The following is a 21,512-nucleotide window of genomic DNA, read 5'->3' on the forward strand; positions in this document are numbered from 1 at the left end:
GGTCGGGGCTACAGGGGGCTACAGGAAGAGCACCACCGCCTGCCAGATCGCCAGGCCCGTGACCAGAACACCCACGAACCAGGTCAGGGCGCGGATCGGCAGGACCTTGGTCATCCATCCGGCCAGGGGGGCCGCAACCACCCCGCCGGCGATCAGGCCCAGGACCGAAGACAGGTGGTCGCGTAGGCCCTCGGTCTCCCAATGGCCCGACAGCAGGGCCGAGAGGAAGGCCGCCGAGACCGCGGTGGCGACGAAGAATTCGGCGGCGTTTGTGGTGCCGATCGCCTTGCGCGGATCGGCTCCGGAGCCGAGGAGGGTGGAGGTGACCACCGGTCCCCATCCGCCACCGCCCACCGCATCGAAGAAGCCCCCGAGCACGCCGAGCGGCATGGGGCTCTTCCAGGAAAAGGGCTTGGGTCGAACGCCCTTCCAGGCCCGGTAGAGGATCACCAGCCCCATGAGGCCGAGCCAGCCGACCACATAGGGCTTGATCGTGTCCCCATCGATCGAGGTCAGCAGGTAGGTGCCGGCGACGCCGCCGACCACGCCGCCGGTGGCGAGCAAGGCCAGCAGGCGCCAGTTGATGTTCTTATGGAGGGCGTGGGACACCGCCGAGGCCGCGCCGGTGAAGACCTTGGCGGCGTGCACGCTGGCCGAGGCGTTGGCCGGCGACACCCCCATGGCCAGCAGAGTCGTGGTGGAGACGACGCCATAGGCCATGCCCAGGGCGCCATCCACCAGCTGGGCGGCGAAGCCCACCGCCGCAAACAGCATGAAGTCCGATTCCATCGCCCGCCCCTGACTTCTCAGACCCTGGGATACTATCCTAGTGTCTCAATAGGAATTAAGTGAAATCTACAGCGCCTTGGTCTGCACGTCCCACGCCATGTGGCGCTCGGGGTCGCCTAAGACCGTGAAGAGGCTCCCGTTTTGGGCGAAGGCGGTCCCTGACGCCCACCGGTCGCGCACACGAAAATGTCATCGGCCGGTTGGGGCCAAGAGCCTGGGCCGGGCGGCGGGAGTGGCCGGGCAACCAAAATTGCGCCACGGTGTTGGCCTAGTCTGCCGCAGAGCGTTCGGGGGACGTTCTCAAGGAACGAGACGAACATGAAAAGCCTATCGGGTCCCGTTGTCGCCCTCGCCCTTCTTGCCGGGCTGAGCGCGTGCGCGACGGCCACGCCCTACCAACCCAACCTGCCGGGCGCTGCGGTCTCCGGCGGCTATTCCGAAATGCGGGTAGAGCCGGACCGCTGGCGTGTCAGCTTCGCCGGCAACAGCCTGACGGGACGGGAGACCGTCGAGGGCTATCTGCTCTACCGAGCGGCCGAGCTGACCGTGCAGCAGGGCTATGACGGCTTTTCCATCGTCACACGGGCGACCGACCGGGATGCGCGCACCTATGTGCAGCCCGACCCCTTCTACAATCCGTGGTATGGCCCCCGTTATTCCTACTGGCGGCCCCACTGGCGCTACTATTCGGCCTATAGCTGGCGCACCTGGGATCCCTATTGGGGCGACCCCTTCTGGGCCGACCGGGTGGATGTGCGCACCGTTGAGCGGTTCGAGGCTACGGCTGAGGTCGTGATGTATCGCGGCGCGAAGCCGGCCGGCGATCCCAACGCCTTCGACGCCCGGGCGGTGCTTGAAAACCTTGGTCCGAGGATCATGCGCCCCGCGCCGTAACTGGTGCCCCAACTGGCGCGTCGTCAGCATGACAAAGGGGGCGGACCGCAAGGTCCGCCCCCTCTTTCATATCAGGTCAGCAGGCGCTTCTCAGGTGATGTGCTTAGGCGCGATCGGGTCGCTGGCGGGAAAGGTTTCCTCCACCGCCTCATCCACCAGGGCTTCCTGGCGGGTTTCAGCCTTGCGACCTTCGCGGTCCAGCTGGTCGTGCTTCTGGCCCTCCGGAAGGGGGGCGGCCGGGCGCGAGCTCGGGGCGTTGGCGTCGTCGTCTTTGCGCTGCTCGGTCATGGGGACCTCCGTCTCTCAACCCCGCCAAAACGGCGGGACGTGTCGCGAAGGAAAATGCTGGAGACGCCCCGTTGGTTGCAGGCCCAGCCTCTCGTTTCGCTCAGGCCCGAAACAAAAAGGGCGGCCCGCCAGGGGCCGCCTTCTTGGATCGCCACATGTCCCCTGGGGGAAATGGAGCGGGCGAAGAGATTCGAACTCTCGACCCCAACCTTGGCAAGGTTGTGCTCTACCACTGAGCTACGCCCGCGCTTTTCGATGCCGACCCCTAGTGGCCGCCCCGAAAATCGAGAGCGGGCTTATGGCAGAGGAGTTGGGCCTTGGCAAGCGGCCTAGCCCCCGAATTTCGGGGCCTTCAGCCTGCGCTTGTTCACATGGTCCTTGGGCGGCTCAGCCACCGCGTCCGGGTACTCCCCGCGGAAGTAGAAACGCTGCCAGGCCTCCTTGGTGGCGTCAGGGTCTCTGCGGCTGATCTTGGCGTTGAACTCGGTCCGGTGCTTCTCCCAGGCGGTGTACTGACCCAGAAGGTCGGCGTTGCGGGCGAGCGGCCGGATCACCGGCTGGAACTCCGCCAGGGGTTTGTCCTGCACCAGGGTGATGAAGCAGAAGGGCTCGCCCTTGCGGAAGCTCACGCGGCCCGGGCGGGTGAAGATCCAGTTCATGGTGAAGGGGAAGGGCAGCCACTCGGTCTCCACCAGGCCGGCCAGGGGCTGAATCCCGTCCTTGACGTGGTTGGGCGGACCCTGGGCCATCATCGACCAGCCCGGCGGGGTGCGGAACAGGTAGCCGGGGTGGAAGGTGATCACCCCATGGCTGAAGTGCGACTTGGCGAAGTTATGGAAATCCGGGTGGGGATTGTCCGGGATGAGGGTGATGTCCTCCTGGAACTTGCCGCCATTCCATTCGGCGCTGAAACCCATGGGGCACAGGATTTCCCAGCCGGTGGTGTTGGCCATGGTGAGCGGCAGGCACCGATAGGGGTGCCGATCGGCGAAGCTCTCCATCCAGGCCCGCTGCGGGCGGCCGGGCACGATTTCCGGCGGGCGATCAGCGGTGGGGTAGCACTCAAGCTCCATGGGGCGTCCAACCTCTCGACACACGGCCGCGGACCGGCCGGACTCAAGCTCTAGCCAGCCCTCGCGGGCGCCGTCCAGTTCCACGATCGTCTGAGCCGGCCTATGAGGAGCCCATGAAGACCCGCGCCGACCTGCTCGCCTTTCTGGACGCCCACGCCATCGCCCACCGGACCGTGGACCATCCGGCCGTCTTCCGGGTCGGCGAGGGCGAGGAGATCAAGGCCGGCCTGCCCGGCGCCCACACCAAGAACCTGTTCCTGAAGGACGCCAAGGACCGGCTGTGGCTGATCTCGGCCGCCGACCGGACGGTGATCGACCTCAAGCGCCTGCCGCCGGTGATCGGGTCCGCGCGCCTGTCCTTCGGGCGCGAGGACCTGATGGTCGAGACCCTGGGGGTGACGCCGGGCTCGGTCACCGCCCTGGGTCTGCTCAACGATGTGGCCCGGCGGGTGACCTTCGTCCTCGACCATGCGCTGGCCAAGGCGCCGATCGTGAACTTCCATCCCCTGACCAACACCGCCACCACCGCCCTCGACCAAAGCGGCTTCCAGGCCTTCCTCGCGGCCCTGGGCGTCGTTCCCCTTGTGGTGGATTTCGAGACCCTGCAGGTGGTCGAAGCGCAAACCATCCGTTGAAGCGCGCCGGTCATGGGACCATCTTAGGGCCTGCCGCGTTGCCCCAGTCAGTCCAAGCAAGACGAGTTCGCCCATGAGCCTCATCGGAGAGACCGCCGCCCCCGCCGCCGGAGGGGCCCTGGTCAAGGACGCCACCGACGCCAGCTTCATGGCTGATGTCGTCGAGGCCAGCCAGGAGACGCCGGTCATCGTCGACTTCTGGGCGCCCTGGTGCGGCCCCTGCCGCCAGCTCGGACCGGCCCTGGAAAAGGCGGTCAACGCCGCCAAGGGCAAGGTCAAGATGGTCAAGATCGACATCGACCAGAATCCCGCCTTCGCCGGCCAGCTCCGGGTGCAGTCGATCCCGGCGGTGTTCGCCTTCTTCGGCGGCCGGCCGGTGGACGGCTTCATGGGCGCCCTGCCCGAGAGCCAGGTTAAGGCCTTCGTCGACAAGCTGGCGGCCATGGCCCCGGCGGACGGGGTCGATGAACTGCTGGACATGGCCAAGGCGGCCCTGGAGGCCGGGGACATCGCGCTCGCCGCCCAGGGCTTCGCCCAAGTGCTGCAGGCCGAGCCTGACCATGTGAAGGCGCTCGGGGGGCTCGCCCGCTGCTACCTCGCTGGCGGCGAGGCCGACCGGGCGAAGGAGATTCTCGACATGGCGCCTGAGGGGGCCAAGGATCCCGACCTGGACAGCGTGCGCGCGGCCCTGAACCTCGCCGCCGAAGCGCCCTCGGAAACCCAGGAATTCGAGGCCCGACTCGCCGCCGATGCGGATGACCATGAGGCCCGCCTGGCCCTGGCCAAGGCCCTGGCCGGCCGCGGGCGGATGGAAGCCGCCGCCGACCATCTGCTGCACATCATCGAACGGGACCGGACCTGGAACGACGAGGCCGCCCGCAAGCAGCTCCTGACCATCTTCGAAGCCGCCGGTCCCGCGTCGGAGGTGGCCCGCAATGGCCGCCGCCGGCTTTCCGCCATCCTGTTCTCGTAAGAAGCCCAGAGGTGACGCCCATGCCGGGCTACCGGCGCACGAGTGACCTGCCGCAGATCATCCCGATCTTTCCCCTGGACGGGGCCGTGCTGCTGCCTGGCGGGGATCTGCCGCTGCAGATCTTCGAGCCGCGCTATCTGAACATGGTGGACGACGCCATGGCCGGGGACCGGGTCATCGGCATGATCCAGACCCGCGCCGGCGGCGAGCGGGCGCGGCCCAACCTCACCAGCGTCGGCTGCCTCGGCCGGATCACCAGCTTCGCCGAGACCTCGGACGGGCGCTATCTGATCACCCTGACCGGAATTTGCCGGTTCGTGGCCGGCGAGGAGCTCTCGGCCCGGACCCCCTATCGCCAGCTGCGGGTGGCCTATGGCGACTTCGAGGCTGATCTCTCACCCGAGGATGAGGGCCCGCCGGACATGGACCGGGAACGGTTCGCCCGGGCCCTGAAGCGCTATCTGAACCGGCGAGAGCTGGATGTGGACGACGAGACGGCGATGACCGCGCCCATCGCCCCCCTGGTGACCAGCCTGGCCATGGGGCTGCCGTTCGAGCCGTCGGAAAAGCAGGCCCTGCTGGAAGCGCTGACGCTCACCGAGCGGGTCCGCAGTCTCACCGCGCTGCTGGAGATCGACGCGCTTGAGGACGATGACGGCGCGCCCCATAGCGTCCAGTAGCGCGCTGGTTTAAGGACGATCCATGACTGAAGACGCGCCTGCCGAGCCCATGCTCGCCCTCACTGCCGAGATCGATCCCCGTCTGCTGGAGATCCTGGTCTGCCCCGTCACCCACGGGCCGCTGGACTATGATCGCGAGCGGGCCGAGCTGATCAGCCGCGGCGCCAAGCTCGCCTATCCGGTCCGCGACGGCGTGCCGATCATGCTGCCCGAAGAAGCCCGCGAACTCGCCGACTAAAGGGCTTCGCCGCGCAGGAGCCGGGGCAGGTCGCCAAAGGCGCCGCCGGCCTGCTGCATGAACATCCGCCGGGCGACCGGAATCCGGTTCACCGCCGACATGCCCGCCCCGCGCACTAGGCGCAGGACAGGATTGTCGTTGGAGAACAGGTGGACGAAGGCGTCCATGCCGGCGCTGAGCAGGGCGGTGTCGAACCGCCGCCAGCGGCCATAGCGCTCCAGCACCACCTCTGAGCCCAGATCTTCTCCCAGGCGGGCGGCGTCCACCAGCACCTCGGCCAGCGCCGCGGCGCCCTTGAGCCCCAGGTTCAGCCCCTGGCCGGCGATGGGGTGCACGCCATGAGCGGCGTCCCCCAGCAGCGCCAGGCGCGGGGCGGTGAACCGTTCGGCGAGCTGCAGCGACAGGGGATAGGAGAAGACCGGCCCGTCCAGCCGCGCATCACCCAGGAAGGCGCCGAAGCGGCGCATCAGGTGGGCGTGGAAGACCTCGGGCCTGGCCGATTTCAACGCAGCGCCCCGGGCCGTGCTCTCGGTCCAGACCAGGCTCGCGCGGTTGTCGGTCAGCGGCAGGATGGCGAAGGGGCCGCTCGGCAGGAAGTACTCGTGCGCCACGCCCTCGTGGGGGCGCTCCAGGCGCACCGTGGCGACCACGCCGGTCTGCCGGTAATCCCAGCCCAGAGCGCCGATGCCGGCGGCCTTGCGCAGGACCGAACCGCGCCCTTCCGCCCCGATCGCCAGTGGGGCGGTGATCACCCGCCCGTCCTCGAGGGTCACCACCGCGCCGCCCTTCTCGAAGGTCGCGCTGGCCACCTTGGCCGGCGCCAGGACGGGGATGCCCGCCTCGATCACCGCCTGCGACAGCACGGCGCGGATCTGGCGGTTTTCCAGCAGGTAACCGAGGGGCTCGCCGTCGGATCGGTCGGCGATCTCGGCGGAATCAAAACGCAGGTGGAAAGGCAGGGCGGCCGGCGTCGCCGCCCCGGGCGCGCGGCCGTCGGTGACCAGGATCTGCTCGATCCGCTGGGCGTGCGGGGCCAGGGCGTCGCCCAGGCCCAGGGCCCGCCACTGGCGGAAGGCGGCATAGGCTATGGCCGAGGCGCGGCCGTCGAAGGTCGGCGCCAGCTGGGTCTCGAAGGGGGCCGGGTCCACCAGGAGCGGCTTCAGGCCGGCCCGCGCGAGCGATAGGGCGAGCGTGGCGCCCGCCATGCCGGCGCCGGCGATGATCACGTCGGGATCGGTGATGTCCATGCCGCGATATGGGGGTCTGGGGGGTCTCGCGTCCAGTGTGTCGCGGCGGGAAAACCGCCTGGACTGGTGAGTCCAGTTTTCCGTTGCCGAGGGTCGGAAGCGGGCCTAGAAAAATAAATGGACCCCGTGGTCCAGTTTTGAGGTTCGCCCCGGGTCATTGCGCCTCGGGCCGGTGAAGTCAGCGCCATGGCCGTTCGTGATCTCGTCGCGTCCCTGAAGCCCGTTCATATGATCGCTGCGGCGGTCCTGCTCGCCGTCGGCGTCGGCGGGACCCTCTGGTGGCTGGAGCGTCAACGGTTCGAAACCACTGACAACGCCTTCGCCCAGGCCGACACGGTCTCGGTGGCGCCGCAGATCGACGGCTATGTCACCGAGGTCCTGGTGGCGGATAACGCGGTGGTCCGGCAAGGCCAGGTGCTGGCGAAGATCGACGCGGACACCATCACCGCAAGCCTCGCCCAGGCGGTCGCCCGGGCCCAGGCCCTGGAGGCCGCCGTGCGCGGGGTCGACGACCGGGCGCGGCTGGAGGAGGCGATGATCGCCCAGAAGGCCGCGGCCCTGGCCAGCGCCCGGGCGCAGGCGCAGCTGGCCCAGGCCGAGCTTGATCGCTATGACCGCCTGTCGGAGCAGGGTTGGGTCTCCGCCCAGCGGGTGCAGACGGTCAAGGCCGGCGCCCGGCAGGCTCAAGCCGCGCTCTCCGAGGCCGAGGCGACCCTGGAGGCCGAGCGTCGAACCGCCCAGTCCCTGGGCTCGGCCAAGGCCCAGACCGTGGCGGAGGCGGCTGCGGCGGCAGCGGCGGTGGAGCAGGCCAGGATCAACCTGACCCGTACCGAAATCCGCGCCCCGGTGGCCGGCGTGGTCGGCGCCCGGGCCGTGCGGCCGGGCCAGTATGTCCGCCCCGGCGCCAGCCTGATGACCATTGTGCCGGTCGGCCAGGCCTATGTGGTGGCCAACTTCAAGGAGACCCAGGTGGCCCGGCTGAGCATCGGCCAACGGGTGGAGATCAAGGCCGACGCCTTCGGCGGCCAGGCCCTGGAGGGGCGGATCGACAGCTTCGCCCCGGCCACTGGGTCGGAATTCGCCCTCATCCCCGTGGAAAATGCGGTGGGCAACTTCACCAAGATCGCCCAGCGCTTGCCGGTGCGCATCGCCATCGATCCGGGTCATCCCCTAGCCGGCGCCCTGCGGCCGGGCCTCTCGGTCAAGGTCAAGGTCGATGTCCGCGAAACCCCTGGCGCCACCTTCGCCGACGCCATGGCCGGCCCGATCAGCCAGGCCCAGGCCCGCTAGGGCCGCCTTGGCATGAGCGACAAGACCCCAGGCCCCGCGCGCGCTGGCCCGGCGGTGATGACCGCCCCGGTTCCAGCCAGCGTGCAGACGCCTGAGGGCGAGGTGGACTGGACCCGCCTGTTCCTGGGCTTTGGCGGCATGGTGGTCGGCTATTTCATGGCCGTGCTCGACATCCAGATCGTCGCGGCATCCCTGACCCAGATCCAGGCCGGCATCGGCGCCAACGCCGACCAGATCAGCTGGGTGCAGACCATCTACCTCCTGGCCGAGGTGGTGATCATCCCGCTGACCGCTTACCTGACCCGCATGTTCGGGACCCGGCCGGTCTATGTGGTGGCCGCCGGCGCCTTCATCGTCACCTCGGTTCTGGTGGGCCTGACCACCAGCGTCGAGGCGATGATCGTCATGCGCGCCTTCCAGGGCCTGGCGGCCGGGGCCATGATCCCATCGGTCTTCGCCACGGCCATGACGGTATTTCCGCCGGACAAGCGAGTGACGGCCAATGTGATCGTTGGCCTGATCGTGACGCTCGCTCCCACCATCGGCCCGACCCTGGGGGGCCACCTGACCGATGCGCTGGGCTGGCGGTGGCTGTTCTTCATCAATGTGCCCGCCGGCCTGCTGGTGATCTTCCTGGTTGGCCGCTATGCCGATTTCGACAAGGGCGACCCGGCCCTCGGCAAGGGGGTGGACTGGTGGGGCGTGGGCCTGATGACGGTCTTCCTCCTGTCCATGCAGTTCGTCATCGAGGAAGGCGCCAAGGAGGGCTGGTTCGACGAGCCCCTGATCCTCTGGCTGACCGTGCTCGCTGGCCTCACCGGCGCGGCCTTCATCTGGCGACAGCTGACCTACCGCCAGCCCATCGTCTCCCTGCAGCCATTCCGGGACCGAAACTTCACCCTGGGGATGGTGATGAATTTTGTCGCCGGGGCGAGCCTGTTTGGCGGCACCTTCATCCTGCCCCTGTTTCTCGGACAGATCCGTCAGTATTCGGCTGCTGAGGTGGGCACGACCATGCTGATCTCAGGTCTGGTGATGTTCGTGTCCGCGCCCCTGGCCGGCCGGCTGGTGCGCGCCATGGACGCGCGCATTCCCATGGTCATCGGCTTTGGTCTGGCGGCCTATGGGGTAGGGCTGGGCTCGCACGTGACCGCCGACTGGGGCTTCTGGGAGTTCGCTGGCCTGCAGGCCTGGCGGGGCATGGGGGTGATGATGGCGATGATCGCCGCCCAGCAGATGAGCGTCTCGACCCTGCCCCCCTCAATGATGAAGGACGCCTCGGCCCTGGTGAATCTGATCCGCAACATTGGCGGGGCCGTGGGCCTGGCGGTCCTGACCACGGTGCTGAGCCACCAGACGGCGGTCCACTATGGGGACCTGACCGCCGGCATGAGCCTGGGCAGCTTGCAGGCCCAGACCCTGCTGGAGGGCCTGAGGGGCATGATGGAGGCCCGGGGCGGGCTGGACGCCGACGGGGCGGCCCGCAAGGCCCTGGCGGGCCTGCTGCAGCGCGAGGCCGCGGTCCTGGCCTTTGGCGACGCCTTCTTCGTCCTTGCCGCCGGATGCGCGGCGGCCGCGGTGCTCGCCCTGTTCGCGGCCCCGGCCCGGGCGCCTGCGCCCCCAGGCGCCCGCTGATGCCGCGGACCGTCGGTCAGATCGACCAGGCCAAGAGCCAGGCCATACTGGACGCCGCCGCCGAGGTGCTGGGGACCGGCGGCCTGTCGGCCCCCATGGATGAGATCGCCCGCCGGGCCGGCGTCTCCAAGCAGACCATCTACAACCACTATGGATCCAAGGCCGAGCTGATCCGGGCCATTGTCGACCGCCGGGTCGAGGAGATCGCCGCCCCCCTGCTGGCTCCCGGCGCGCAGGATCATCCGCAGGAAGCCCTGGCCGGTTTTGGTCGGGTGATGCTGGAGCTGGTGCTCCGGCCCCTGGGCCGCTCGATGCTGAAGATGACGGTGCAGGCGGCTGACGACATGCCCGACCTCGCCCGGGCCTTCTATGAGGCGGGGCCGAAAACCTCACGGCGGCGGCTGGCGGAGTTCCTGCGGGCGGAGACCCTGGCCGGGCGGCTGGCGGTGGACGATCCCGACCAGGCTGCCGACTTCTTCGCCGGCATGGTGATCGGGGTGCGCCAGATCGCAGGCCTGCTTGGCGTCGAGCAGGCCGCCGAACCTGAGGTCATCGAGCAGGTGGCGCAGGAGGCCGCGCGGCGGTTCCTGCGGGCCTATGGGGTCGACTGAGCCGGGGCGCTTCAGCCCTCGGCGTCGTCGGCCAGGCCCATGATGTGGAAGCCGGCGTCCACATGCACCACCTCGCCGGTGGTGGAGCGCCCTAGATCGGACATCAGCCACAGCGCCGCGCCGGCGACGCCCTCCATGGAGGTGTCCTCCTTCATGGCCGACATGGCCCGGCCCTGGGCCAGCATGCCGCGGCCGCCGGAAATACCGGCCAGCGACAGGGTGCGCATGGCGCCGGCCGAGATGGCGTTGACCCGGATGCCCTTGGGGCCGAGGTCGCGGGCAGCGTAGCGGGTGGCCGCCTCCAGGCCAGCCTTGGCCACGCCCATGGTGTTGTAGTTGGGAATGGCCCGCTCGGCGCCCAGATAGGTCATGCAGACGATCGAGCCGCCATTGGGCATCAGGGCCGCAGCGCGCCTTGCGCAGTCCACGAACGAGAAGACCGAGATGTCCATGGCCCGCAGAAAGCCCTCGCGGGTGGTGTTCTCGACGAACGAGCCCTTCAGCTCGTCCTTGTTGGCGAACGCGATGGAGTGGACGAAGAAGTCGATCTCGCCGAGCGAGTCGGCCACCACCTTGAAGGCGGCGTCCATGGCCGCGTCATCGGTGACGTCCACCGGGGCGATGGTCTTGACCCCAAGCTGGTCGGCCAGGGGCTGTACCCGGCGCTCCATGCCCGGCAGGTGCAGGAAGGCCATCTCCGCACCCTGGGCGGCCAGTTGCGAGGCGATGCCAAAGGCGATGGACTGGTGGTTGGCGACCCCGGTCACCACCCCCTTCTTGCCCTTCATCAGTTCGCCCTTGGGCATGTCGTAGTCGTCAGCCATGGCTTCCTCGCCGTTCTGTCGCGTCTCTGGTCGTTGGAGCCTAGCCGGCCTTGGCCATGACCAGGCAGCCATTGGTGCCGCCGAAGCCGAAGCTGTTGGACATCACCGTCTCGAAGGCCCCGTCCCGGCGATCCATCAGGATCGGCATGTCGGAAAACGCCGGGTCGAGGTTTTCGATATGGGCGCTCTTGGCCATGAAGTCGTTGTTGAGCATCAGCAGCGAATAGATCGCCTCCTGGGCGCCGGCGGCCCCCAGGCTGTGGCCGGTCAGGGACTTGGTGGACGAGATGAAGGGCGCATTGGCGCCGAACACGTCGCGGACCGCCTGCATCTCCTTGGTGTCGCCCACCGGCGTCGAGGTGCCGTGCGGGTTCAGATAGTCGATCTTGCGGCCGCCCAGACCTTCCATGGCCAGGTTCATGCAGCGCACTGCGCCCTCGCCGGACGGGGCGACCATGTCGAAGCCGTCGGAATTGGCGGCGTAGCCGATGATTTCGCCATAGATCTTGGCGCCCCGGGCCTTGGCCCGGTTCCACTCTTCCAGCACGACGATCCCGGCGCCGCCGGCGATCACGAAGCCGTCGCGGGCCTCGTCATAGGCCCGGCTGGCGGTGGACGGCCGATCGTTGAAGTTGGAGCTCATGGCGCCCATGGCGTCGAACAGGCACGACAGGCTCCAGTCCAGCTCCTCGGTTCCGCCGGCGAACATGACGTCCTGCTTGCCCAGCTGGATCTGCTCGTAGGCCGAGCCGATGCAGTGGGTGGAGGTGGCGCAGGCCGAGGAGATGGAGAAGTTCAGGCCGCGGATCTTGAACCAGGTGGCCAGGGTCGCAGACGCGCCCGAGCTCATGGCCTTGGGCACGGCGAAGGGGCCGATGCGCTTCGGCCCGCGGGTGCGCGCGGTTTCAGCCGCCTCGATGATGACCTTGGTGGACGGGCCGCCCGAGCCGACGATCAGGCCCGTCTTCTCGTGGCTCACCTCATCGGGCGTCAGGCCCGAATCGGCGATGGCCTGCTCCATGGCGATGTGGCCATAGGCGGTGCCTGGCGCCAGGAAGCGCGCTGCGCGGCGGTCGACCAGGGATTCCCAGTCGATGGCGGGGTCCCCGTGGACCTGGCTGCGGAAGCCGAACTCGGCATATTCCGGCGCCGCCGTAATGCCTGAACGGGCGTCCCGCAGGGAGGCGAGAACCTCCTCGGCGGTATTGCCGATGGATGAAACGATACCGATTCCGGTAATGGCGACCCGGCGCATGCTCGCTCCCGTTCCGTTCCTGGCGTGTTTAGCGCTGATAGAGTCCGACGCGGAGATCCTGCGCCGTGTAGATCACATTGCCGTCCGCCTCGAGCACGGCGTCGCCGATGCCCATGACCAAGCGGCGGTTGATGACCCGCTTCATCTCGACCTTGTAGGTCACGACCTTGATGTCGGGGGTGACTTCACCGGCGAACTTCACTTCGCCGCAGCCCAGGGCCCGGCCGCGGCCCTTGCCGCCGATCCAGCCGAGATAGAAGCCGACCAGCTGCCACATGGCGTCCAGGCCCAGGCTGCCGGGCATGACCGGGTCGTTGATGAAGTGGCAGTCAAAGAACCAGAGGCCCGGATTGATGTCGAATTCGGCCTCAATATAGCCCTTCCCGTGGGCGCCGCCGTCATTGTTGATCGTCGTGATGCGATCGAACAGCAGCATGGGCGGCGCGGGCAGCTGGGCGTTGCCGGGACCGAACATCTCGCCGCGGGCGCAGGCCAGCAGGTCGTCCAGCTCGTATCGGCTCTTGGGCTCGTGAATGGTCATGCGCCGCCTTTTCAGCTCGGACGATAACAAAAGAAGGGTCAGGCCCTAGCACGAGGCCAAGGCGGGGCTCAACGACATTGGACAGGGGCGGCCACGCCCCAGAGCACGGTTTCCGGCGTCCAACCCCTGACGCCCTCAAGGCTCAGGCGGCACCAGCCCTTTTCGCATTTGTCCAGGCTGGCGATGGACCGGGGGTTCACATAGGCAGTGATCTGCGCCTCGGCCCTCGGCCGGCGGCGCAGGGCGACAGGCTCGGGCCCCAGCGTCATCACCGTCTGTTTGCCGTCGATGACCCGACGATGCACCCAGGCCACCCCGCCTTCGGGATCGCAGATCCGCCGCCATTCCCGGGTCTCGGCGATGATCTGCACGGGCAGGCCCCGGGCGCGATAGACCCAGAGGACCTGGTGGTCGTCCCCGGGTCCCGCCCGTGCGTTGACCTTGTCGAACTTGAGGGAGAGGTAGCGGGGGACAGGGAATCCCGAGGGCGTGTCCTCCGGATCGCGCGGGGCCGCCACCGCGGAGGCGGGGAGCGCCAGCGCGGCCAGGGCAAGCCAGAGCATCGCCCATCGCCAGGGCGCCGGGGCGCAAGAAAGCGTCAGCTTCGAAGGCTCGCCTTGGCCCTGCAAGGTCCCTTTGCTACAGGTTGCAGCTCGCGCGCCCACGGCGCCCCGCCGCAAGGTTCCCGTCTCAGACTCGGTCATGGTCGCCCGTAAGCCCAAAGTCATCGTCACCCGCAAGCTCCCCGACCAGGTGGAGACCCGGATGAGAGAATTGTTCGACGCCGAGCTCAACCTGTCGGATGAGCCGATGAGTCGTGACGCCCTCTTGGACGCGGTCAAACGCGCCGATGTGCTGGCGCCCACCATCACCGATCGAATCGATGCTGATCTCATCGCCCAGGCTGGGCCGCAGCTCAAGCTGATCGCCTCCTTCGGCGCCGGCGTCGACCATATCGATGTGGCCGCCGCCTCGGCGCGCAATATCAGCGTCACCAATACGCCCGGCGTGCTCACCGAAGACACCGCCGACATGACGCTCGCCCTGATCATGGTGGTCGCCCGGCGGATCGTCGAGGGCGCCAATGTGGTGCAGTCCGGCGGCTTCACCGGCTGGTCGCCCACCTGGATGCTGGGCCGCCGGGTCACCGGCAAGCGGCTGGGCATCGTCGGCATGGGCCGCATCGGACAGGCTGTCGCCCGCAGGGCCAAGGCGTTCGGCCTGCAGATCCACTATCACAACCGAAAGCCGGTCAGCCCCCGCATCGAGGAAGAGCTGGGCGCCACCTATTGGGACAGCCTCGATCAGATGATGGCGCGGATGGATCTGGTCTCCATCCACTGTCCGCACACCCCGGCCACCTTCCACCTGCTGTCGGCCCGGCGCCTCAAGCTGCTGCAGCCCCACGCCATCCTGATCAACACCGCCCGGGGCGAGATCGTCGATGAGGACGCCCTGATCGACATCCTGGCCAAGGGCGAGATCGCCGGCGCGGGCCTCGACGTGTTCGAGCACGAGCCGGCGGTGAACCCCAAGCTGCTGAAGCTGCCCAATGTGGTCCTGCTGCCGCATATGAGCTCGGCCACGGTGGAGAGCCGCGTGGACATGGGCGAGAAGGTGATCATCAACATCCGCACCTGGATGGACGGCCACCGCCCGCCGGACCGGGTCATCCCGGCGATGCTGTAGGGGCTCAGACCCAGCCCGGAACCCCCACCGGCGTCATCCTGGGCCTTGTGCCCAGGATCCCTCTCGACGCTTGCGCCCGCCCTCGACAGGGATGCTCGGCAAAAGGCCGAGCATGACGTTTGGGAGGGGCTATGGCCTCAGCGCCCTAGCGCCTCTGCGATCACATCGGCCACCGTCCGCGTGCCGTCCCAAAGACCCGCCCGCCAGCCACAGGCCCGCGCGGCCTCCACGTTGCGGGGCGAGTCATCGATCAGCAGCAGCTCGTGCGGTCCATGGCCAGTACGCGCCGCCACCGCGTCGAAGAAGGCCGGATCGGGTTTTCCGCAGCCATAGGCGGCCGCATAGTGGATTTCGGCGAACCGGTCCTTCAGGCCGAGCTCATTCCAGAGATAGGCCGCCCGCAGGTGCTCCTGCACCGTGGCCAGGTGCAGGGCGTAGCGGCCGTTTAGGGCGGCGAGCTGGTCCAGGAAACCCTGGTCCAGGTGGGCGTCCTTGGAAAACCAATAGTCGGTCAGGGCCTCGGGGGTCAGGTGGGGCGCGAAGTCCGGCAGGGCGATGGCCAGCCGCTCGTGCAGGTCGGCGCGGCCGTTCACCACATCGGTCCAATGGTCGGCGAAGAAGGCGCTCTGAAACTCCGCCGGGTCGACCCCCAGATCGGCCTCGATCGCATGGTCCCAGCGCAGGCCGTCCGGATGGCGGATCACCACCCCGTCCACATCGATCATCAAGGTGCGGACGGTCACGAGCGGCTTTCCCATATGCTTCAGTTTTCGCCCGTCATGGCCGGACTTGACCCGACCATCCACGAACACCGCGCCGGCGCAAGTGTGCATGGCCCCTCGGATCAAGTCCGAGGGTGACGGCGGTGGGGCGCTATGACAGCTGGCCCTTGAGCCGGTAGAGGGCGTCCATGGCCTCCCGCGGGCTCATGCCGTCCAGATCCAGGGCGCGCAGGGCTTCTTCCACAGCGCTGGAGCCCTGGCTCTCCGGCTCGGCCATGCCCACGGCGAACAGCGGCAGGTCCTCCAGATGGGCCGGCGCGCCCTGTTCACGTTCCAGTCGGTCGAGCACCTGGCGGGCGCGGGCGACCACGGGCGCCGGCACGCCGGCGAGCTTGGCCACCTGCACGCCGTAGGAGCGGTCGGCAGGCCCAGGACCAGCCTCATGCAGGAAGATCAGGTCGCCCTTCCACTCCTTGGCCCGCATGGAGAGGTTGGCCACGTGGGGCAGCCGGTCCTCCAGCACCGCTAGCTCGTGATAGTGGGTGGCGAAGAGCGCGCGACAGCGATTGGTCTCGTGCAGGGCCTCGGCGCAGGCCCAGGCGATGGCCAGGCCGTCATAGGTGGCCGTGCCCCGGCCGATCTCATCGAGGATGACGAAGGACCGGGGTGTGGCCTGGGTCAGGATGGCGGCGGTCTCGACCATCTCGGCCATGAAGGTCGAGCGGCCCCGGGCCAGATCATCGCCCGCGCCGACCCGGCTGAACAGGCGGTCCACCACGCCCAGCCGCAGGGCCTGGGCGGGCACGAAGGACCCGGCCTGGGCGAGCACGCAGAGCAGCGCGTTCTGGCGCAGGAAGGTCGACTTACCGGCCATGTTCGGCCCGGTGACGATGGAGAGGCGCGCCGCGCCCGCGCCGGCCCCGTCCAGGCGGCAGTCATTGGGGGTGAAGGGTTCGCCCGTGCGGCGCACGGCGGCCTCGACCACCGGGTGGCGGGCGGCGACAGCCTCGAAGACGCAGGAGCGGTCCACGACGGGCCGCGTCGCCCCGGCCTCATCGGCCCATTCGGCCAGGCCTGAGGCCACGTCCAGACTGGCGGCGGCGAAGGCGGCGGCCTGGATGGCGTGGGACACATGGCAGGCGGCCTCTCGCCAGGCTTCGAAAGCGGCGACCTCCATGGCGAGCGCCCGCTCGGCGGCCTGGGCGATCTTCGCATCCAATTCCGCCAGTTCGACGGTGGTGAAGCGGACCTGGTTGGCCAGCGTCTGGCGGTGGATGAAGGTGGCGTTCAGGGGCGCGCGCATCAGCGGTTCGGCGGCCTTGGCGCTGGCTTCGACGAAATAGCCCAGCACGGCGTTGTGGCGGATCTTCAGGGCCACGCCGCTCTCGCCCGCCAGCTGCGCCTCGAGGCCCGCGATCACCTTGCGGCTGTCATCGCGAAGCGCCCGGGCCTGGTCGAGTTCGGGCCGGACGCCCGGCGCCACGAAGCCGCCGTCCCGGGCCTGGGCGGGCAGGTCATCGCCAAGACCTGAGGCTAGCAGGTCGCGCAGGTCCGACAGGGCGGTCTGACGGGCGAGGTCCAGGGCCTCAAGCGCCTGGGCGGTCTCCGGTGGCGGGGCGGGGTCGAGGGGCTCAGGGGCGGCGAACAGGCGGGTGATCGCATCGCCTGCGGCCAGACCGTCCCGCAGGCAGCCCAGGTCCCTTGGCCCGCCGCGCCCGAGCGCCAGCCGTGACAGGGCGCGGGCCATGTCGCCCATGGACTTCAGCTGAGCGCGCAGATCCTGGCGCAGGGTGCGGCGCGCGCAGAAATAGGCCACCGCGTCCAGCCGCGCATCGATGGCCGCGGGCTCCACCAGGGGCCGGGCCAGGCGGGTGGCCAGCAGCCGGGCGCCGGGCGCCGTCACGGTGCGGTCGATGGCGGCCAGCAGGCTGCCCTCGCGGCCGCCGGACAGGCTGCGCTCGATCTCCAGGCTTGTGCGGGTGGCCGGGTCGATGGCCATGACCTCCCGCTCGCCGATCCGCCGCGGGGCTGACAGGGCCGGCAGGCGGCCCGCCTGGGTGGTCTCCAGATGGGCGGCGATCAGGCCGAGCGCCGAAATCTCCGCGCCGCTGAGCGCCCCGAAGCCGTCCAGGGTCTCGACCCCATAGAGCCGCTTGAGCCTGGCCTCCGAGGCCGAGGGTTCGGCGAGCGCCTGAGGCATGGGCTGGACGAAGCCGCCGACGCTGCGCAGGGCCTCGGAAGCGGCGGGGTCAGCGAACAGACGGTCCGGGACCAGGATTTCCGAGGGCGAGAGCGCCGCCAGCGCCGAGCCGAGGCCGGCGGCGTCGAGGGCCAGGCATTCCACCTCGCCGGTGGAGAGCTCCACCGAGGCGATGGCCGCCTGGCCGGCCCGCACGGCCACGGCGGCCAGGCGATTGGCGCCGCGGGCGTCCAGCAGGCCATCCTCGGTGAGCGTGCCCGGCGTCACCACCCGCACGATCTCGCGCCGGACGATGGATTTCGACCCGCGCTTCTTCGCCTCGGCCGGGTCTTCCATCTGGTCGCAGACGGCGACCTTGAACCCCGCCCGGATCAGCTTGGCCAGATAGGCCTCGGCCGCATGGGCCGGCACGCCCGCCATGGGAATGGGCTGGCCCCCGTGATTGCCCCGAGCCGTCAGGCTGATCCCGAGCGCCGCGGCCGCCCTCTGGGCGTCCTCGAAGAACAGCTCGTAGAAGTCGCCCATGCGGAAGAAGATCAGCGCGTCGGGCTGGGCGGCCTTGGCCTCGAAGAACTGGGCCATGACCGGCGTGGCGCCGGCCGCATCCGGCAGGGTGGGGGAGGGGGCGTTCATCAGGCCGGCAAGCTAGCGGCCCAGGGGGATTCGGTCATCCCTTCGCCGCGCCTGGACGCCTGCGAGGCGCGATGGCCGCCCCCCCATTCCCCTCTCGCCAAGTGATCGGCGATCACCTAACTTGATTTCCATCAGGGATCGCAGATCGTCAGACGCAGATACTGACGACAGGGAACGACAAGGAAGAGGGTACCCCATGACCAGCGTGGATGTGGCGCGCAAGGCGCAGGCGGCGTCGGACATTCAGCACTTTGACGTGCTGGTGGTGGGCGCGGGCATTTCCGGGGTCGGGGCGGCTTGGCACCTGACGCACCAGTCGCCCGGTACGAGCTTCGTGGTGCTGGAGGCCAAGGACACCTTTGGCGGCACCTGGGTCACCCACCGCTATCCGGGCGTCCGTTCAGACAGCGACCTCTACACCTTCGGCTACCGGTTCAAGCCGTGGCTCGGGGCGCCGATCGCCACCTCCCAGGAAATCCTCACCTATATGGGCGAGGTGATCGAAGAGAACGATCTGGCCCGCCATATCCGCTACGGCCACAAGATCACCAATGCGGCCTGGTCCAGCGAGAAGAGGGTCTGGACCGTTGACGCGGTGAAGACCGCCACCGGCGAGGCGCTCACCTTCACCTGCGGCTTCCTATGGATGTGCCAGGGCTACTACCACCACGACGAGGGCTACACGCCGGAATGGCCGGGCATGACCGACTTCAAGGGCCCGATCATCCATCCGCAGACCTGGCCCGACGACCTGGACTATCTCGGCAAGAAGGTGGTGGTGATCGGCTCGGGCGCCACGGCTGCGACCCTGGTGCCGGCCCTGGCCGAAAAGGCCGGGCATGTGACCATGCTGCAGCGCTCGCCCACCTATTTCGCCACGGGCCGCAACGCCAACGAGCTGGCCGATACGCTGCGCGACCTGGAGGTCCCCGAGGAGTGGACCCACGAGATCGTGCGGCGCCGCATCCTCAAGGACCAGGGCATGTTCGCCCACATGGCCCGGGAGTATCCCGAGGCCGTGAAGGAGGAGATTCTCAAGGCCGTCGCCGCCGTCCTGCCGGAGGGCTACGACATGAAGCACTTCACCCCCAGCTATCGTCCCTGGCAGCAGCGCCTGGCCTTCGTGCCGGACGCCGACCTGTTCAAGGGCATCAGCGCGGGCAAGGCCTCGGTGGTCACCGACCAGATCGAGCGCTTTACCGAAAAGGGGATCCTGCTGAAGTCCGGCGAGGAGCTGGAGGCCGACATTATCATCACCGCCACGGGCTTCCGCCTGTCGGTCATGGGGGAGATCCCCTTCCAGGTGGATGGCGAACCGGTGAACTTCGGCGACACCCTGACCTATCGCGGCATGATGTTCACCGGCGTGCCGAACCTCGTCTGGGTGTTCGGCTATTTCCGCGCCAGCTGGACCCTGCGGGTGGACCTGATGGGGGATTTCGTGGCCCGGCTGCTGGCCCACATGAAGGCCCGCGGCGCCAAGAAGGTGATGGTCGATCCCGGCGAGGCCGGCGCGACCATGCCCCGCGGCCCCTGGATCGATCCGGACAACTTCAATCCGGGCTATCTGATGCGCGACATGGACAAGATGCCCAAGTGCGGCGACACCGCCGAATGGCGCCACACCCAGGACTATTGGGCCGAGCGCGCCGACATCCCGACCATCGACCTGGACGGCCCGGTCTTCCGCTATGACGACCAGCCGGCCACGGCCCGGGCGGTGGAGGCCGCGGAGTAGGGGGCGGCCGGCCCTACCTGTATCTCCGCCGTCATGGTCGGGCTTGACCCGACCATCCATGAACACCGGCATGGATCAGTGCGCATGGGCCCTCGGATCAGTCCGAGGGTGACGAGGTAGGGGAAAACAGGGTCACAAAGGACACGAAGACAGCCAAGGACACGAAGGGGCCGGCGGCCTCGCCTTGGTGTCCTTCGCGCCCCCTTTGTGTCCTTCGTGTCCCCACTTGAGGCGCGTGAGGCGCGCTAGGCAGGGTGCGCGTCTCGCGTCTGCCCGCGGCCTCAGCCGCCGGTCATCTCTTCCCAGAAGCGCTTGGCCTTGCCGACGAACGACGAGGATTTGGGATGGGTCTGTTCGCCGCTTAGCTCGGCGAATTCTGCCATCAGCTCCTTCTGGCGGGGGCTGAGCCGGGTCGGCGTCTCGACGAAGATTTCCACCACCAGATCGCCCCGTTCGCGCGAGCGCAGGGAGGGCATGCCCCGGCCCTTGAGCCGCAGGGTCTTGCCGGTCTGGGCGCCTTCGGGGACGTCCACCGGGATCTTGCAGTTTCCGTCGCAATTCTCGCCGCCCATCAGGCAGGGCGCCTCGATCTCGCCGCCCAGCACGGCCACGGCCATGGGCACGGGCACGGTGCAGAGGAGATCAAGGCCATCGCGCTCGAACAACTCGTGCGGGGTCACCGACAGGAAGATGTAGAGGTCGCCACGGGGGCCGCCCCGGCCGCCGGCGTCGCCTTCGCCCGCCAGGCGGATGCGGGCGCCGTCGTCCACCCCGGCTGGAATGCGGACCTGCAGGGTGCGCTCCTTGCGCACCTGGCCGTGGCCGTGACAGGTCGTACAGGGATCAAGGATCAGCCGGCCGGCGCCGCCGCAGCGGGGGCAGGTGCGCTCGACGGAGAAGAAGCCCTGGCTGGCGCGGACGCGACCTGCGCCGCCGCAGCCCCCGCAGACCGTCGGGCTGGTCCCGGGCTTGGCGCCTGTGCCGTCGCAGGCCTCACAGGTGATGGCGGCCGGCACCACGATCTCGACCTCAGCGCCAGCGAAGGCCTGCTCCAGGGTGATTTCAAGGTCATAGCGCAGGTCCTGGCCCCGGGCCGGTCCGCTGCGCCGGCCGCGGCCGCCTTGCGCGAACATGTCGCCGAAGACGTCGCCGAACACCTCGTTGAAGATGTCGTGCACATCGGTGAAGCCCGCCCCGCCGGGGCCGCCTCCGCCGCCTGCGCCATTGACGCCGGCATGGCCGAACCGGTCATAGGCCGCGCGCTTCTGGGCATCGGACAGGACCGAATAGGCCTCGTTGATCTCCTTGAAGCGGGTGGCGGAGTCCTCGCAGCCGCCATTGCGGTCGGGATGATGCTCCATCGCCAGCTTGCGATAGGCGGCCTTGAGCGCGGCGTCATCGCTGCCGCGGCTCACGCCCAGGATCTCGTAATAGTCCCGCATGCGCGTCAGGTGTCTGAATGATTGTGAGAATTGAGGTGGGCACGCCCCAGGTCCGGCGCAAGATGCGGGCCAGACCCGGGGCGCTCAACACCACCGGCGGGCGGCGCCGCCGGCC

At 68.8% G+C, this 21,512-nt stretch carries 21 protein-coding genes and 1 tRNA gene; 10 read left to right on the forward strand and 12 right to left on the reverse strand.

Annotation, left to right across the window (positions count from 1 at the left end; genetic code table 11):
* Positions 1-18: 18 nt before the first annotated feature.
* Complete coding sequence (locus Q8N19_RS15560; protein ID WP_305592209.1) at positions 19-789, reverse strand: sulfite exporter TauE/SafE family protein; 771 nt, start codon at positions 787-789, stop codon at positions 19-21.
* 318 nt (positions 790-1,107) lie between these two features.
* Between Q8N19_RS15560 and Q8N19_RS15565 the strand changes: the two genes are divergently transcribed.
* Entirely contained in the window at positions 1,108-1,683 is a 576-nt protein-coding gene (locus tag Q8N19_RS15565) for a hypothetical protein (RefSeq protein WP_305592211.1), read from the forward strand.
* Positions 1,684-1,773: 90 nt separating this feature from the next.
* On the opposite strand, the gene Q8N19_RS15570 is transcribed toward Q8N19_RS15565, so the two are convergent.
* The 3 genes from Q8N19_RS15570 to Q8N19_RS15580 form a co-directional block, all read right to left on the reverse strand.
* Positions 1,774-1,971, reverse strand: a complete 198-nt coding sequence (locus Q8N19_RS15570) for a hypothetical protein (protein ID WP_305592213.1) — start codon at positions 1,969-1,971, stop codon at positions 1,774-1,776.
* A 172-nt stretch (positions 1,972-2,143) separates the two neighbouring features.
* Positions 2,144-2,218 (reverse strand) — tRNA-Gly (locus Q8N19_RS15575).
* A gap of 82 nt (positions 2,219-2,300) precedes the next feature.
* Complete coding sequence (locus Q8N19_RS15580; protein WP_305592214.1) at positions 2,301-3,044, reverse strand: DUF6065 family protein; 744 nt, start codon at positions 3,042-3,044, stop codon at positions 2,301-2,303.
* Between the two features lie 113 nt (positions 3,045-3,157).
* On the opposite strand from Q8N19_RS15580, the gene Q8N19_RS15585 reads away from it, so the two are divergent.
* The 4 genes from Q8N19_RS15585 to Q8N19_RS15600 all read left to right on the forward strand — a co-directional run bounded on the left by Q8N19_RS15585 (position 3,158) and on the right by Q8N19_RS15600 (position 5,570).
* Positions 3,158-3,679 (forward strand): prolyl-tRNA synthetase associated domain-containing protein, encoded by a 522-nt coding sequence (locus tag Q8N19_RS15585; protein WP_305592216.1) that lies wholly within the window; start codon positions 3,158-3,160, stop codon positions 3,677-3,679.
* A 73-nt stretch (positions 3,680-3,752) separates the two neighbouring features.
* Positions 3,753-4,652 (forward strand): co-chaperone YbbN, encoded by a 900-nt coding sequence (locus Q8N19_RS15590; protein ID WP_305592217.1) that lies wholly within the window; start codon positions 3,753-3,755, stop codon positions 4,650-4,652.
* 20 nt (positions 4,653-4,672) lie between these two features.
* Entirely contained in the window at positions 4,673-5,332 is a 660-nt protein-coding gene (locus Q8N19_RS15595) for an LON peptidase substrate-binding domain-containing protein (RefSeq protein ID WP_305592364.1), read from the forward strand.
* A gap of 49 nt (positions 5,333-5,381) precedes the next feature.
* Positions 5,382-5,570 carry a Trm112 family protein gene (locus Q8N19_RS15600; RefSeq protein WP_371133880.1) on the forward strand — a complete coding sequence of 63 codons (189 nt, stop codon included), beginning with the start codon at positions 5,382-5,384 and terminating at the stop codon, positions 5,568-5,570.
* On the opposite strand, the gene Q8N19_RS15605 is transcribed toward Q8N19_RS15600, so the two are convergent.
* Positions 5,567-6,817 (reverse strand): UbiH/UbiF/VisC/COQ6 family ubiquinone biosynthesis hydroxylase, encoded by a 1,251-nt coding sequence (locus tag Q8N19_RS15605; protein ID WP_305592220.1) that lies wholly within the window; start codon positions 6,815-6,817, stop codon positions 5,567-5,569. The genes Q8N19_RS15600 and Q8N19_RS15605 overlap by 4 nt on opposite strands.
* Positions 6,818-7,003: 186 nt before the next feature.
* On the opposite strand from Q8N19_RS15605, the gene Q8N19_RS15610 reads away from it, so the two are divergent.
* The 3 genes from Q8N19_RS15610 to Q8N19_RS15620 are packed head-to-tail and all read left to right on the forward strand — an operon-like array spanning position 7,004 to position 10,353.
* Entirely contained in the window at positions 7,004-8,107 is a 1,104-nt protein-coding gene (locus Q8N19_RS15610; RefSeq protein ID WP_305592222.1) for an HlyD family secretion protein, read from the forward strand.
* 12 nt (positions 8,108-8,119) lie between these two features.
* Complete coding sequence (locus Q8N19_RS15615) at positions 8,120-9,742, forward strand: DHA2 family efflux MFS transporter permease subunit (RefSeq protein WP_371133875.1); 1,623 nt, start codon at positions 8,120-8,122, stop codon at positions 9,740-9,742.
* Positions 9,742-10,353 (forward strand): TetR/AcrR family transcriptional regulator, encoded by a 612-nt coding sequence (locus tag Q8N19_RS15620; RefSeq protein ID WP_305592223.1) that lies wholly within the window; start codon positions 9,742-9,744, stop codon positions 10,351-10,353. The genes Q8N19_RS15615 and Q8N19_RS15620 overlap by 1 nt, the downstream gene beginning before the upstream one ends.
* Positions 10,354-10,364: 11 nt before the next feature.
* On the opposite strand, the gene Q8N19_RS15625 is transcribed toward Q8N19_RS15620, so the two are convergent.
* The 4 genes from Q8N19_RS15625 to Q8N19_RS15640 all read right to left on the reverse strand — a co-directional run bounded on the left by Q8N19_RS15625 (position 10,365) and on the right by Q8N19_RS15640 (position 13,536).
* Positions 10,365-11,177 carry an enoyl-ACP reductase gene (locus Q8N19_RS15625; RefSeq protein ID WP_305592225.1) on the reverse strand — a complete coding sequence of 271 codons (813 nt, stop codon included), beginning with the start codon at positions 11,175-11,177 and terminating at the stop codon, positions 10,365-10,367.
* A 40-nt stretch (positions 11,178-11,217) separates the two neighbouring features.
* Positions 11,218-12,432: a beta-ketoacyl-ACP synthase I gene (fabB, locus tag Q8N19_RS15630; RefSeq protein ID WP_305592226.1), complete on the reverse strand. Its 1,215-nt coding sequence runs from the start codon at positions 12,430-12,432 to the stop codon at positions 11,218-11,220.
* Positions 12,433-12,460: 28 nt separating this feature from the next.
* Positions 12,461-12,973: a 3-hydroxyacyl-[acyl-carrier-protein] dehydratase FabA gene (gene fabA, locus Q8N19_RS15635; RefSeq protein ID WP_305592228.1), complete on the reverse strand. Its 513-nt coding sequence runs from the start codon at positions 12,971-12,973 to the stop codon at positions 12,461-12,463.
* Between the two features lie 68 nt (positions 12,974-13,041).
* A complete protein-coding gene (locus tag Q8N19_RS15640) occupies positions 13,042-13,536 on the reverse strand; it encodes an SH3 domain-containing protein (protein ID WP_305592230.1) in 495 nt (164 codons plus the stop codon).
* Between the two features lie 139 nt (positions 13,537-13,675).
* Here Q8N19_RS15640 and Q8N19_RS15645 point away from each other — a divergent pair, with 139 nt between their 5' ends.
* On the forward strand, positions 13,676-14,662 hold the full coding sequence (locus Q8N19_RS15645; RefSeq protein WP_305592232.1) for a D-glycerate dehydrogenase: 987 nt from the start codon (positions 13,676-13,678) through the stop codon (positions 14,660-14,662).
* 137 nt (positions 14,663-14,799) lie between these two features.
* On the opposite strand, the gene Q8N19_RS15650 is transcribed toward Q8N19_RS15645, so the two are convergent.
* Both Q8N19_RS15650 and mutS read right to left on the reverse strand, forming a co-directional pair.
* On the reverse strand, positions 14,800-15,495 hold the full coding sequence (locus Q8N19_RS15650; RefSeq protein WP_305592234.1) for an HAD family hydrolase: 696 nt from the start codon (positions 15,493-15,495) through the stop codon (positions 14,800-14,802).
* 40 nt (positions 15,496-15,535) lie between these two features.
* On the reverse strand, positions 15,536-18,217 hold the full coding sequence (mutS, locus tag Q8N19_RS15655) for a DNA mismatch repair protein MutS (protein ID WP_305592237.1): 2,682 nt from the start codon (positions 18,215-18,217) through the stop codon (positions 15,536-15,538).
* 196 nt (positions 18,218-18,413) lie between these two features.
* On the opposite strand from mutS, the gene Q8N19_RS15660 reads away from it, so the two are divergent.
* Positions 18,414-19,955 (forward strand): NAD(P)/FAD-dependent oxidoreductase, encoded by a 1,542-nt coding sequence (locus Q8N19_RS15660; protein WP_305592239.1) that lies wholly within the window; start codon positions 18,414-18,416, stop codon positions 19,953-19,955.
* Between the two features lie 281 nt (positions 19,956-20,236).
* Here Q8N19_RS15660 and dnaJ read toward each other — a convergent pair whose 3' ends face one another.
* Positions 20,237-21,397 carry a molecular chaperone DnaJ gene (gene dnaJ / locus Q8N19_RS15665; RefSeq protein ID WP_305592241.1) on the reverse strand — a complete coding sequence of 387 codons (1,161 nt, stop codon included), beginning with the start codon at positions 21,395-21,397 and terminating at the stop codon, positions 20,237-20,239.
* Positions 21,398-21,512 lie beyond the last annotated feature (115 nt).

Origin of the sequence: Phenylobacterium sp. (assembly GCF_030693405.1) — a bacterium.
In the GTDB taxonomy this organism is placed as follows: Bacteria; Pseudomonadota; Alphaproteobacteria; order Caulobacterales; family Caulobacteraceae; genus Phenylobacterium.